The sequence below is a fragment of the Rhizobium sp. CG5 genome (genome assembly GCF_023701945.1).
In the GTDB taxonomy this organism is placed as follows: domain Bacteria; phylum Pseudomonadota; class Alphaproteobacteria; order Rhizobiales; family Rhizobiaceae; genus Allorhizobium.
Window position 1 is genome coordinate 20,709 of the sequence record NZ_JABAEF010000007.1, and the last position, 13,011, is coordinate 33,719.

12 protein-coding genes and 2 pseudogenes are annotated in these 13,011 nt (G+C 63.6%); all 14 read left to right on the forward strand.

Features of this window, described 5'->3' with window-relative positions; genetic code table 11:
- Positions 1-149: 149 nt before the first annotated feature.
- A pseudogene (locus HGO38_RS13015) lies at positions 150-777 on the forward strand (ATP-binding cassette domain-containing protein).
- Positions 778-800: 23 nt separating this feature from the next.
- Positions 801-1,703, forward strand: coding sequence for a phosphonate ABC transporter substrate-binding protein (gene phnD / locus HGO38_RS13020; RefSeq protein WP_250956324.1), 903 nt, complete (start codon positions 801-803; stop codon positions 1,701-1,703).
- Positions 1,704-1,767: 64 nt separating this feature from the next.
- On the forward strand, positions 1,768-2,691 hold the full coding sequence (phnE, locus tag HGO38_RS13025; RefSeq protein WP_250956325.1) for a phosphonate ABC transporter, permease protein PhnE: 924 nt from the start codon (positions 1,768-1,770) through the stop codon (positions 2,689-2,691).
- A 2-nt stretch (positions 2,692-2,693) separates the two neighbouring features.
- Positions 2,694-3,557: a phosphonate ABC transporter, permease protein PhnE gene (gene phnE / locus HGO38_RS13030; RefSeq protein ID WP_250956326.1), complete on the forward strand. Its 864-nt coding sequence runs from the start codon at positions 2,694-2,696 to the stop codon at positions 3,555-3,557.
- On the forward strand, positions 3,554-4,210 hold the full coding sequence (locus tag HGO38_RS13035; protein ID WP_250956327.1) for a DapH/DapD/GlmU-related protein: 657 nt from the start codon (positions 3,554-3,556) through the stop codon (positions 4,208-4,210). Before phnE (HGO38_RS13030) ends, HGO38_RS13035 begins: the two co-directional genes overlap by 4 nt.
- Complete coding sequence (locus tag HGO38_RS13040) at positions 4,203-5,204, forward strand: ABC transporter ATP-binding protein (RefSeq protein ID WP_250956328.1); 1,002 nt, start codon at positions 4,203-4,205, stop codon at positions 5,202-5,204. Before HGO38_RS13035 ends, HGO38_RS13040 begins: the two co-directional genes overlap by 8 nt.
- Positions 5,201-6,241, forward strand: a complete 1,041-nt coding sequence (locus HGO38_RS13045; RefSeq protein ID WP_250956329.1) for an ABC transporter ATP-binding protein — start codon at positions 5,201-5,203, stop codon at positions 6,239-6,241. The genes HGO38_RS13040 and HGO38_RS13045 overlap by 4 nt, the downstream gene beginning before the upstream one ends.
- Positions 6,238-7,188 carry an ABC transporter permease gene (locus HGO38_RS13050; protein ID WP_250956330.1) on the forward strand — a complete coding sequence of 317 codons (951 nt, stop codon included), beginning with the start codon at positions 6,238-6,240 and terminating at the stop codon, positions 7,186-7,188. Before HGO38_RS13045 ends, HGO38_RS13050 begins: the two co-directional genes overlap by 4 nt.
- Positions 7,185-8,057 (forward strand): ABC transporter permease, encoded by an 873-nt coding sequence (locus HGO38_RS13055; RefSeq protein WP_250956331.1) that lies wholly within the window; start codon positions 7,185-7,187, stop codon positions 8,055-8,057. The genes HGO38_RS13050 and HGO38_RS13055 overlap by 4 nt, the downstream gene beginning before the upstream one ends.
- Positions 8,058-8,061: 4 nt before the next feature.
- Positions 8,062-8,841: a glycerophosphodiester phosphodiesterase gene (locus HGO38_RS13060; protein ID WP_250956332.1), complete on the forward strand. Its 780-nt coding sequence runs from the start codon at positions 8,062-8,064 to the stop codon at positions 8,839-8,841.
- 84 nt (positions 8,842-8,925) lie between these two features.
- Positions 8,926-10,500 carry an ABC transporter substrate-binding protein gene (locus HGO38_RS13065; RefSeq protein WP_250956333.1) on the forward strand — a complete coding sequence of 525 codons (1,575 nt, stop codon included), beginning with the start codon at positions 8,926-8,928 and terminating at the stop codon, positions 10,498-10,500.
- A gap of 10 nt (positions 10,501-10,510) precedes the next feature.
- Positions 10,511-11,392: a metallophosphoesterase family protein gene (locus HGO38_RS13070; RefSeq protein ID WP_250956334.1), complete on the forward strand. Its 882-nt coding sequence runs from the start codon at positions 10,511-10,513 to the stop codon at positions 11,390-11,392.
- A 45-nt stretch (positions 11,393-11,437) separates the two neighbouring features.
- A complete protein-coding gene (locus HGO38_RS13075) occupies positions 11,438-12,700 on the forward strand; it encodes an alkaline phosphatase family protein (RefSeq protein ID WP_250956335.1) in 1,263 nt (420 codons plus the stop codon).
- A gap of 88 nt (positions 12,701-12,788) precedes the next feature.
- Positions 12,789-12,897 (forward strand): annotated as a pseudogene (locus HGO38_RS13080) (IS481 family transposase); the annotation flags it as partial.
- Between the last annotated feature and the right edge of the window lie 114 nt (positions 12,898-13,011).

Sequence of the window (13,011 nt, forward strand, 5' to 3'; positions counted from 1 at the left end):
AACCGGTTCAATATGGGTCCGAAGCGAGGCTTCCAGGTTGCATGCAGGCGGCCCTTGTCTCCTGCTGGTCACGCCGATGTCACAAATCCGCAAGAATAAATTCATTCGGATGATATCGCGCTGTCACAGACGAGGGCCAGCATTAGCCCATGGAAAAGCACAATCTCATCCTGAGCGGCCTCGGCCGCAGCTTCGGTTCCACCCGTGCGGTGGACGGCGTCAGCCTCGATATCGGTCCCGGCGAATTCGTCGGGATCATTGGACGCTCGGGTGCTGGCAAGTCGACCTTGCTGCGGCTCGTCAACCGGCTGATCGATCCGACCGAAGGCCGCATCGCCTTCGGTGGCCAGGATGTCACTTCGCTCAGGGGCAGGGCGCTGCGGGACTGGCGTCGTGAATGCGCGATGATCTTCCAGCAGTTCAACCTGATCGACCGGCTCGATGTCCTGACCAACGTGCTTGTCGGCCGGCTTGCGGCCCATGGCTTTGCAAGCTCCATGGCGATGCGCTTTACCGATGCGGAACGGGCCCTGGCGATCCGGGCGCTCCATCAACAACGAGGACGGCATCACTGTGCTCGTTAACCTGCATACGCTGGATACGGCGCGGGCCTATTGCGACCGCATCGTCGGCATGCGCGGCGGCCGCGTCATCTTCGATGGCAGCGCCCGCGAACTTACCAGCGACGTCGTGCGCGAGATCTATGGCAGCGACGACCTCAGCGAATTCAACGAATCCGTGACTTCGACCGCGATCCGCCCGGCGGTTCCGGCCTGACATCAAGCCCAATGGAGATATCGATGCGATTTCTAGCCGCTACTGCGCTTATTGCCCTCGTATCCGTGCCCGCCGTCGCCGCCGACTGGAAGACGGACTACAAGGTCGTCCGTTTCGGCGTTCTGTCGGGCGAAAACGAAAAAGACCGCGTCGCCCGCTACAAGCCGTTCGAGGCCTATCTGGAAAAGACGCTCGGCATCGATGTCGAGATCTTTACTGCCGGCAACTATGACGGTGTCGTCCAGGCCTTGGCAGCGGACCAGATCGAATTCGCCTTCCTTGGTTCATCCGCCTATGCGGCCGCCTATACCGAGACCAATGGTGGCGTCGAGCCGCTTTTGACTGCCCAGCAGGAAGACGGTTCCACCGGCTACTATTCTGTTGTCACCGTGCGCTGCGACAGTCCCTACAAGAAGATCGAAGACCTGAAGGGCAAGGTCCTGGCTTTTGCCGATCCGGACTCGACCAGCGGTTATGCCGTCCCGAACTACAATCTGGTGCAGCAGGGTTTCGAGCCTTCGACCTATTTCTCGGCAATCCCCTTCTCCGGCAGCCATGAGGCCGGCGTCCAGGGCGTGGTCAACGGCCAGTTCGATGCCGCTGCCACCTATATCAACAATGAGAAGAGCGGCATTCCCCAACGCATGGTCTCCAAGGGCATGATCAAGGCCGGCGAAATCTGCTGGATCTGGAAGTCGCCGGAAATCACATCCGGCCCGTTCACGGCCCGCAAGAACCTGCCGGCTGAGCTGATTTCCGCCATGAAGGACGCCGTCAAGAACGTGCCGATCGCCGATCCCGCAGCCTTCAAGGAAATGAGCGGCGCGGAAAGCTCGACGGCCAAGGGCTATGTCGAGGTCAACCATGACCGCTACCAATGGATCGTCGATATGCGCGCCTGGCTGAAGGCTCAGCGCAAGAGCTGATCCGACGGACACATCGAGGGCAGGCGGCAAGCGCCTGCCCTTCTTCTTTCCATGGGATGACACCATGACGACCACCCTCTCCACCATGCCCTCCGCCGCCATCATCGATTTCGAGCGTGCCTTCGCGGTCCACCGCAATCGTGCCCGGCTGCAAACCGCCCTGGTGGCCTTCGCGCTGGTTGGGCTTTTCCTGTTGACGGCCGATTTTTCCAATTTCTTCAAGGTAACGCAGGTTACGCTGACGGATGGCACGCGCGCCGAGCGCTGGATCCTGCTCGCCGGCCTGCCGCGCCTGGGCGAATACCTGGCGAAGACCATGCCGTCACTTTCCTGGGAGACGCTGGGCGCAGACATTGCCAGCTGGTTCTGGCGCTGGAAAATCTGGGCCTGGCTACTGCTCGAGACCGTGCTGATCGCCTTCATGGCAACCGCACTTGGTGTCGCGGGCGGTTTCCTGCTGTCCTTTCCGGCGGCACGCAACATGGCTCCAAATGCCTGGGTGCTGACACTGACCCGGCGCTTCCTGGAAGTCGCCCGCACCGTTCCCGAACTGGTCTTCGCACTGATCTTCGTCTTCTGTTTCGGCGTCGGTCCAATGGCCGGCGTGCTTGCGATTGCGCTCCACACCTGCGGTTCGCTCGGCAAGCTCTATTCCGAAGCCAATGAAAACCTCGACATGCGGCCGCTGGAAGGCGTGAAATCGGCCGGCGGCAGCTGGGCGGACCAGATCCGCTACGGCGCGGTGCCGCAGGTCCTGCCCAACATCGTCAGCTACACCCTGCTGCGCTTGGAGATCAATGTGCGCTCCTCCTCGATCATCGGCTATGTCGGAGCAGGCGGGCTCGGCCAGGAATTGCGCACCACCGTGTCCCTGCAGGAATATACCGACCTGTCAGCGCTTTTCCTCATCATCTTCGCCGCCGTCTTCGTCATCGACTGGGGCTCGGAAAAGCTGCGCCACAGGCTGATCGGCCTGGAAAGGACTTGACGATGCAGACCACCATGTCGCCCACGGACATCGCCCATTGGCGCAGCCAGATGCCGGAAGCATTCCGCGAGCCGCTTGCGGTTCGCCTTCGCCGGTATGCCTTGCTGACCGCCTTCGCTGCACTGTTCGGCTGGTGTCTCTATGATTTCGGCTTTTCGCCGGAGCGCATCCTGACGGGGTTGGGGCGGCTCGGCCGCGTGCTGTCGTTCATGTTCCCGCCGCATATCTGGACCGAGTGGGAACAGATCGAGGCCATCCTGCAGGGACTGGGCGAGACCCTGTCGATGGCGTTTCTCGGCACGTTTCTCGGCGCGATCGTCGCCTTTCCTTTGTCCTTCCTCGGAGCGAAGACCATCAACCGGCTACCGTTGCTGCGCTTCGGTGTGCGGCGCGGCCTCGACATCATCCGCGCCTTCGAGACGCTGATCCTGGCGCTGGTCTTCATCCGGGCCTTTGGGCTTGGTCCTCTGGCCGGGGTGATGGCGATTGCCGTCAGCGAGGTCGGCGTGCTGGCCAAGCTCTATGCCGAGGCGATCGAGAATATCTCCAACAAGCCGGTTGACGGCGTTGTGGCGTCGGGCGGCTCACGCATGCAGGCGGTGCGCTTTGCGATGATGCCGCAGGTCATGCCGGTGCTTTTGTCCATCACCCTTTACAATTTCGAATCCAACGTGCGCTCGGGCACCATTCTCGGCATCGTCGGCGCTGGCGGCATCGGCTTCCTGCTGTCGGACCGCATCGGTGCCTACCGGTGGGACGAGGCCTGGTCGATCATCTTCCTGATCATCGCCATGGTCTATGTGATCGATGCCCTCTCGGCTGTCATCCGCGCGCGTTTCATTGGCTCAATGGGAACCACTCGATGAAAATGCTGAGCGAACGACCGACCATCCACGAGACCGCATCCGTGGTTGGCTGCGAACTGGGCCGATGGACGGAGATCCAGGCCAAGGTCGCCATGCGCGACAGCCAGTTCGGCGACTATTCCTACATCGTCAAGGGCGGCAATGTCGTCTGGTCGACGATCGGCAAGTTCTGCTCGATTGCCGAGGGCGCGCGCATCAATCCCGGCAACCATGCCACCTGGCGGGCCAGCCAGCATCATTTCACCTACCGCGCCGCGCGATATGGACTGGGCGACGATGATGCCGAGTTCTTCCAGTGGCGCAAAGACCATTGGGTGACGATTGGCCACGATGTCTGGATCGGCCATGGGGTCACGGTTCTGGCCGGCGTCACCGTCGGCACGGGCGCCGTCATCGGCGCCGGTGCCGTGGTTTCCAGGGATGTGGAACCCTACACCATTGTCGGCGGCGTGCCGGCCAAGGTCATCAAGCGTCGTTTTACCGAGGCGCAGGCCGAAGCGCTGATGGAGATCGCCTGGTGGGACTGGCCGCACGAAACCCTTCGCCAAGGGCTTCCCGATATCCGCCAGCTGTCGATCGACGCCTTTATCGAGAAATACCGTCCGGGCGCATCCGCACCGGCCGTCGCCATGGAGGTCGAAGCCGGTGAATAGCTATGTGACGCTTGACGACCTCACGGTGTCGTTCGACGGGATGACCGTCCTGCATGGTATCAATCTCGCCATCGCCCGTGGCGAGACGCTCGGCCTCGTCGGAGAATCCGGGTCCGGCAAATCGGTCACCTGGCTCGCTGCGCTCGGTCTCTTGCCGGGCAAGGCGAAAGTTGGTGGCCGGGCCATGCTCGACGGCGAAAACCTCATCGGCATGGCGCCGTCCGCACTGCGCCGGGTGCGCGGCGGACGTATCGCCATGATTTTCCAGGATCCCGCCAGCGCCCTCAATCCGATGCTGACCATCGGCAACCAGATCCGGGAAGCGCTGCTGCTGCATCGCGGGCTGTCGGGCCGTTCGGCGCAGGCGGAGGCTCGCCGGCTGCTCGACCTCGTCGGTATCCCGGATGCCGAGCGACGGCTGTCTGCCTATCCGCACGAGCTTTCCGGCGGACAGAACCAGCGCATCATGATTGCCATGGCGCTGGCCGGCGAGCCGGATCTGCTGATCGCCGACGAACCGACCACTGCGCTCGACGTCACCATCCAGGCGCAGATCCTCGATCTGCTGGCGCTGGTGCAGCGGGAATCCGGCACCGGCCTCGTTCTCATCAGCCACGATCTCGGCGTGGTCGCCCAGACCTGCGACCGTGTCGCGGTCATGTATGCCGGCCGCATCGTCGAGGAGGCGGCGGCCGACCAGCTGTTCAATCATCCGGCCCATCCCTACAGCCGCGGCCTGATCGACAGCCTGCCGCGCATCGACGGCCCACGCCGCCGCCTCGTTTCGATCGGAGGCACTGTGCCGGACCCCCGCGCGCTGCCATCGGGCTGTGCCTTCGCGCCGAGATGCGGCCAGTTGATCAGAGAATGCACCAGCGTCGTTCCGCCGCTTTCGGGCATTGGCAGCGGACGCAATCTCGCCTGCTTCAACGGCGTTCACCTGACCCATGCGGCCACCGTGCCGAACCACGCATTGGAGCCGGTATCGCCATGACCACGCCCCTACTGGAAGTGAGATCGCTCGCCAGGGTCTACGAGATGAATCGCGGCCTGTTCGCCAAGGGCACCGGCGTGCGCGCCGTCGACGATGTATCGCTGCGGCTCGAACGTGGCGATACGCTCGGGATCGTCGGCGAGAGCGGGTCCGGCAAATCCACCACCGGACGTGTCGTGCTGGGGCTGGAGCCTCCGAGCGCCGGCGACGTCCTGTTCGAGGGCCGGCCGATGGCGGCCCATGGCAGCCCGGAATGGCGCCGGTCGCGCATGCGCATGCAGATGATCTATCAGGACCCGCTGGGTGCGCTCGATCGACGCCTGCCGGTTGCCGCCCAGGTGCGCGAACCACTCGACATCCATAGGATCGGTAACGCCGCCGAGCGTGATGAGCGCGTGGGGGAGCTGCTACAGGCCGTCGGGCTGTCGGCGAGCGTGACGCAACGCTATCCGCATGAACTCTCGGGCGGCCAGCGTCAGCGGGTTGTGCTGGCGCGGGCACTGATCACCCGACCGGACATTCTGGTTTGCGATGAACCGGTTTCGGCGCTGGACGTTTCGATCCAGGCCCAGGTCGTCAACCTGCTGAGCGATCTCCAGGCGGAACTCGGCATTGCCATGCTGTTCATCAGCCATGACCTGCGCGTGGTCCGCCAGGTCAGCCGCCGCATCGCCGTCATGTATCTCGGCCGCATCGTCGAGGAAGGCGATGCCGACGATCTCTTCGCGCGGCCGGAACATCCCTATACCCGCGCGCTGGTCTCGGCCGCGCCAAGCCCCGGCCGCCGCATCGCCGACCGCGAGATGCTGCAGGGCGAGCCGCCGAACCCCGCGCAACGTCCCTCCGGCTGCTCGTTCCATCCGCGTTGCCCGGTGGCGATCGCGCGCTGCCGCAGCGATTTGCCCGCGCTTGTCGATCTCGGTGGCAATAGGTTGGTTGCCTGTCATCTGGCCAGCGCCGGGGGGATCGTGCCGCCAAGCATGGTGCCGGCCTCCGCCGCCAAATCTCAACCCGCGATGGAGGCGTCCGCGCCATGACCGTTCAAAGCTTTCGCGCCATCCTCTACCGTGTGGTCCGCTCGGTGGTCACGCTGTTGCTCTGTGTCACGCTCGTGTTCGTCGTGCTGCGCACCGCTGGCGACCCCGTCGACCAATTGCTGCCGGCAGAAACGCCCCCGTCCGTCATGGAGGAATACCGCGTTGCCTGGGGCCTCGACCGGCCACTGTACATCCAGTATCTGAGCTTTGTCGGACGCGCCGTTCAGGGCGATCTTGGGGTCTCGTTCACCAGTGACTTGCCTGTCGTCGATCTCATAGCCGCCGCCTTGCCGCGCACGCTGCTGCTTGGGGTCTGTGCCCTACTGCTGGCCTCCCTTCTCGGCCTGACCTTCGGCATCACCGGCGCCGTCCGGCGCGGCGGCCCGGTCGATCGCGGCGTCATGGCCTTTGCGGTGCTGGGCTATTCGATGCCGATCTTCTTTCTCGGCATCATGATGATCCTGCTGTTTGCGCTGCAGCTTCGCGTACTGCCCTCCTCCGGGGCATCCACCTGGATCCATCTGATCATGCCGACGGTGACGCTCGCCCTGCCGCTGGCCGGTCGTATCGCTCGATTTGCCCGCACCGCGACCCTGGAGGTCATAGGCAAGCAGTTCATCCGCACCGCCCATGCCAAGGGCGCCGGCCAGACCAGGGTGATCATTCGCCATGCGCTGCCCAATGCCATGGTGCCGCTCCTGATGTTCTACGGCATTGAGATCGGCCTGACGTTGTCCGGCGCCGTGGTGGTGGAAACCATCTTCGCCTGGCCGGGCCTCGGTCGGCTGCTGGTGTCGTCCGTCTATATGCGCGACCTGCCGGTCGTCCAGGGCGTCATCCTGACGGTGACGCTGATCATCGTGCTGTCCAACCTGCTGGTCGACATTCTTCATTCGGTGATCGACCCCAAGGTGAGTCTTGCCCGCACGCTTGGAGGTGCCCAATGACGGCCATCGACCTCAATCCGCCGCGTCGCCGGCTGTTCGACGGCATACCGGTCTCCATCGTCATCAGCCTGGGCTGGCTGGCGCTGGTCGTCATCGTCGCGATCTTCGCAGATCTCGTGTCGCCCGCCCACTATACGACCCAGGATCTGTTGGCCCGTTTCCGTCCGCCGATCTTCTTCGGCGGGACGATGGACCATGTGCTGGGTACCGACCATCTCGGTCGCGATGTGTTGAGCCGTATCATCTATGCGCTGCGCACCTCGATCCTGATCGCCGTGCTGGGCACGATCATCGGCGCCGTGGGCGGCACGCTGATGGGGCTTGCCGCCGGCCGGCTGCGTGGTCTCGTCGATCTCTTCGTCATGATGCTGACGGACATCCAGACCTCCATGCCGTCGCTGTTCATTGCCATCGCCTTCCTCGCCTTCTTCGGCAATAGCATCCCGTTGTTCATCGTGCTGGTCAGTCTCGAAGGGTGGGAACGCTACGCACGTCTCGCCCGTGGCCAGGTGATCTCGGAACAATCGGCCGACTATGTCAAAGCCGTGGAGGCGCTGGGAGCTGGACCGGGCCGTATCGTGTTCCGCCATCTGCTGCCGAACATCGCCGCAGCGCTGGTGGTGCAGGCCACCTTGAACTTCCCCGGCACGATCCTGCTCGAAACCTCGCTGTCCTTCCTCGGCCTCGGCATCCAGCCGCCCGGCACCTCACTTGGCCTGATGCTGGGGGAGGGGCGCAATTATTTGCTCAACGCGTGGTGGATCGCCGTCCTGCCCGGCGTCGTCATCTTTCTCACAACGCTTGCCATGAGCCTGTTCGGCGACTGGCTGCGCGACCGCCTCGACCCGACCGTGGACCAGGAAGGATAAGACCATGACCCATCAACCCATCTGGACCAGACCGCGCACGATCGGCGAACCGGTCTTCATCGGCGGCCATCGCGGCGCCAGCAGCGAGGCCGGCGAGAACTCGAAAGAGGCGTTTGAGCACGCTGTGGCGGCCGGTGCCGATTTCATCGAGTTCGACTGGCGCCTGACCCACGATGGCATGCCGATCGTGTTCCACGACGACGAACTTCAGCGGCTCTATGGTGATGAAAGGGCGATCGGCGATATCGACTTTGCCGACCTGCGCGCCATCGACCCCCGCATCATGACGGTTGCGGAGGCGCTGGAGACGGTGCGCGGCCGCATCTCGGTGCTGCTCGACACCAAGATCACTGAACCCGCAGCACTTTCCCGCGGCCTGGATCTCGTCGCACCGCATCTTGGCAACGACACCGCCGTCGCTTTCGGCACGCGGTCGCTGGACGCCAGCGAAGTGGTGCGCCGACGCCTGCCCGAAAGCCCTGTTCTCGGCCTGTTTGGCAATCCCGCCGATTTTCCGGCTTTGCGCGCCATGGGCGGCAGCTGGGCGCGGCTCTGGGAAGAACATGCCACGCAGGCCGCCATTGCGGACCTCCAGAAGCTCGGCCTCAAGGTCATCATCATGGCCGGCCTGCCGACCAATGCCGGCGTCGGCGTGATCACGCCCCAGGACATGCACAGCCTGCTCGCCCGCCATCCCGATGCAGTGATGATGAATGATGTCCGGCTGGGGCTCGCTGCGCGCGAGGCCTTCCCCGCCACCATAGCCAATTCGCCGGCCGGCTGATCACACAGCCACCGGCAACCCGCCGTGGCTGCAAGGCCCGGCATTGCAAGTCGTCGTTCATCGTCCCAACCCACGGAGCCCGTGATGCCCAGTATCAATCGCCGCCTGCTGTTGCAGGGTGCAGCCCTCACCCCGTTCATCTTCGATTTCGTGCCGTCGGCCTTTGCCGCTGCCGGCGCCACCCGCCCGGACTTCACGGTCGCTGTCGCGGCCCTTCCAGCGACGCTGGAACCGGCCCGCGAACTGTCGAACGTCGGCACGCGCGTCACCTATTCGATCTTCGACACGCTGATCCGCCGCGATTTTCTCGGCACCGCTGATGGCGGTGGCTCCGAGCTGAAGCCACATCTGGCCACCTCCTGGGAGCGCGTCAGCCCGTCTGAGCTGATCGTCAAGCTGCGCCAGGGCGTGAAATTCCACAATGGCGACGAGTTGACCGCCGAAGACGTCGTCTACACCTTCCGTGATGGCCGCCTGCGGGGCGAAAAGGCCCAGATCCCCGGCGGCAAGCCCTATTTCGGCATCCTGAAGGACGTCACCGCCATCGACCCTTACACCGTGCGCTTCACCACCAAGGTCGCCGACGTTCTGCTCGAGCAGCGTCTCGCCTCGTGGTGCGCCTGGATCGTCAGCAAGCGCGCCTATGAGGAAATGGGCTTCGACGCCTATTCCCGCGCCCCTGTCGCCACCGGCCCCTACAAGGTCGTGTCGCACAGCCAGAACGAAGCGACTGCTCTGGAAGCCTTCGACGCCTATTTCCTCGGCACCCCGACCGCCAAGAAAGTGACCTTCCGCGCGGTTCCGGAACTGGCAGCCCGTGTTGCCGGCCTCGTCTCCGGCGAATTTGACCTGATCACCAACGTGCCCCCGGATCAGGTGGCGATCATCGGCGGCTATGACGATATCGAGGTTCGCTCCGTCGTTCTGGCCAATGCCCACGTTCTGGTCTTCGACAACCACGACAAGGTGTTGGCCGACAAGCGCATCCGCCAGGCGCTGTCCAACGCCATCGACCGCCAGAAACTGGTGGACACCTTGTGGCTCGGAAAGGCCGAAGTGCCTGCCAGCCACAACTATCCGGAATATGGCCAGATGTTCGTCGAAGGCCGCTCGCTGCCCTATAACCCGGAAAAGGCCAAGGCTTTGCTGGCTGAAGCCGGCTACAAGGGCGAGCGGATCGTCTACAAGACCCAGGCCTCCTACTATACCAACGCATTGGAAGCAGCCCAGGTTCTGGTCGAGATGTGGAAGGCCGTCGGCATCAATGCCGAGCTTCAGGTCGTCGAAACCTCCGACCAGATGAAGGGCGAGGGCGCGCAGGTCTACAATTGGTCGAACTCCACCCGTCTTCCCGATCCGCTCGGCGCGCTCTGGGTTGCCTGGGGCCCGGGCGGCGAAATCCAGGCCAAGGACGTCTGGTCGGTCGAATCCCGCAAGGATTTCAACGAACTCGGCCAGGCGCTCGAAGCCGAAACCGATCCGGCCAAGCGCAAGGCCCTGTTCGTCAAGATGCTGGATGCCTGGGAAGACGAAGCCCCCGGCACCATCCTCTACCAGCCGTTCGAAGCCTATGCGATCAGGAAGCCGATAGAGTGGCGCCCGACCACCTTCTACTTCATGGACCTGCGCCCCGAAAACCTGCGTTTCCCGCAGGCCTGAGGATACGATCATGGCCAAGAGGCTGACCATCGTCCAGGTATCCGATACGCATCTGTCGCGCACCCATGCCTGGTTCACGGCCAACTGGCCTGTCTTCGTCGAGGAGATGCGAGACCTGTCGCCCGATTTCATCATCAATTCGGGTGACCTCTCCTTCAACGGGCCGGATCGGCCCGACGACCTTGCCTTTGCTGCCGCCTGCCACGGGGAGCTTATCTCTCCGTGGCGGGCGATCGCCGGCAATCACGACGTCGGCGAGGCGCCCGACGCCTCGCGGTTGAACCAGCCGGTGAACGACCAAAGGCTCGCCGCCTGGCAGGCCCATGTCGGTCCAAGCTGGTGGGTGCAGGATCTGGAGAAAGAAGGATTGCGACTGCGCCTCGTCGGGCTCGACAGCGCCCTGATGGGCAGCGGCCATGCGCTGGAGGCCGTGCAAGCGGCTTTTCTGGAGAGGGCGCTGGCTGAACGCGATGACCGCACCACCATGGTCTTCACTCATATGCCGCCCTTCGGCAACGACCCCGACGATCAGAAGGTCACCACGCATTGCATCTTGCCGGAGCCGCGTGGCTGGTTGCTCGACCGCTGCCTGGAGCATGGCGTCGCGGTACTGGCCGCCGGCCATATCCATCGCCATACGGTCAGCAATTACAGAGGTTTGGCAATCGTCACTGCGCCCGCCACCTCCTTTGTCAATATGCCGGCGAACCCGCCCGGCGACATCAGCCATATGCGCACCGGCTATCTCGTCTGGCATTTTGACGTGGACGGACTGCGCCATCAGGTCGTGCGGCCGCGACTGTTCCTCAGCATCGATGCCAGCAACTGGACCGACCAGGCGAAGACCACCACCTCGCTTCCCGAGCGGCCGCTTCTGGCGCCACTCGGCTAAACCATACCCTCCATTTTCAGTGATCATTTTCGACAAGGACAGAACATGGCCCACAACATAGCAGTCACCATCATGTGCGACGGCAATCGCCCCGATTTCGTCACCGACGAGACGACGCCGGTCATGGCGTCGCTGAAGCGTGCCGGTACCTGGTTTGCCAACCAGCGCGGCATCTTTCCGTCCGCGACGCGCGCCTCTTCCGCCTCGATCGCGACCGGCAGCCATCCGCTGGCCCATGGCCTGCGCGGCAATTCCATGGGATTGCCAATCGAAGGCGGCTTCGAATTCCACGATGCCGGCAAGCCCGAGTTCTTCGACACCTATCGCCGTCACTACGGCCGCATGCTGGCGCGCCCTGCCGTATCGGAGCTCGTCGCCGGGCTGCATGGCTCGATCATTGCAAGCAATGCCTCGCCGGGTGCAGCCTTCTTCCATGACAGCTACAGCCATGCCCACATGTATCACCGCGAGCTTTGCTATGGTCCCGGTCGCATTCCCACCGGCGAGACGATGAAAACAGCGGCCGGCTATGAAGGCGATGCCATCGTCACCCATCGCTTCATCGAAGCGCTGTTCGAGAAGCGGCCGTCGTCCGCTACGCTGTGGCTGTCGGAGCCTGACACGTCGATGCATGCCGCGCCGCTGGGATCGGACGTGCATCTTGCCGCCCTCGCTGGCGCCGACCGCCTGGTCGGCCAAGTGGCGGAAGCGGTCGAGCGGCTGCGCGACGAAGGCCACGAAGTCCTGTTCATCGTCGGCTCCGACCACGGCCACGAGTCGGTGACCGAGGCCATCCCGGTCGAGCGACGCCTGTTCGAGGCTGGCTTCAAGTCGTCCATCGACGGTCCGGAAATCGTCGTCGCCCCTCAGGGCTGCGCCGCCTTCATCCATTTCGGTGGCAATGCCGCCGGCCGCCGAATGGAAGCCGCTGATTGGCTGCGGCAGCAGCCCTGGGTGGAAGAGGTGTTCATGGGCGAAGACCTTGCGGCGCTGGGCCAGATCCCCGGCGTCGACCTCATTGCCGTCGATATGGCCAAGACCGAAGGCTGCAATATCAACGATGTGCCGGGTCTGTCGGCCATGGCGGTGCGTTTCGATGAGGAAATCGGCGAAGTCCGCCGCGATTGCGGCATGCATGGCGGCCGCGGCAGATACGAGACCAATCCGGTGCTGATCATGGTCGGCGACGGTTTCGAGGCTGGCCGAGATGTGTCCGAGGAAAGCTCGATCACGGATATTGCGCCGACGATCCTGCGTCATCTCGGTCTGCCGGGGACGGATATGGATGGCAGGGCGCTGCAGCAGTGACCAATGGAGGATCCCAGGTTTTGATCCTGCATTCTTCTCGCAGGTTTGGAGAGATTCCCTATGGGACAGGTTCTACACGGGTGAGCCGCGACGACAGACCCTATTGCCGCTTGACGGCGGGCCTCCATGCGCTGCAATCGACGATCCAGCACCTGACACGGGCTTTCTTGCATCGCTGCCTGCAGCGCAATGGCATCGATCTATGACGGTGCGGGCCAGAGCGATTAGAATGCGGACGTTCCATTTGGCTATTTGATCGGTGATCGATCACCGCAACACTCTGCCCGCGCATATCGCGCGGGCCTGGAAAT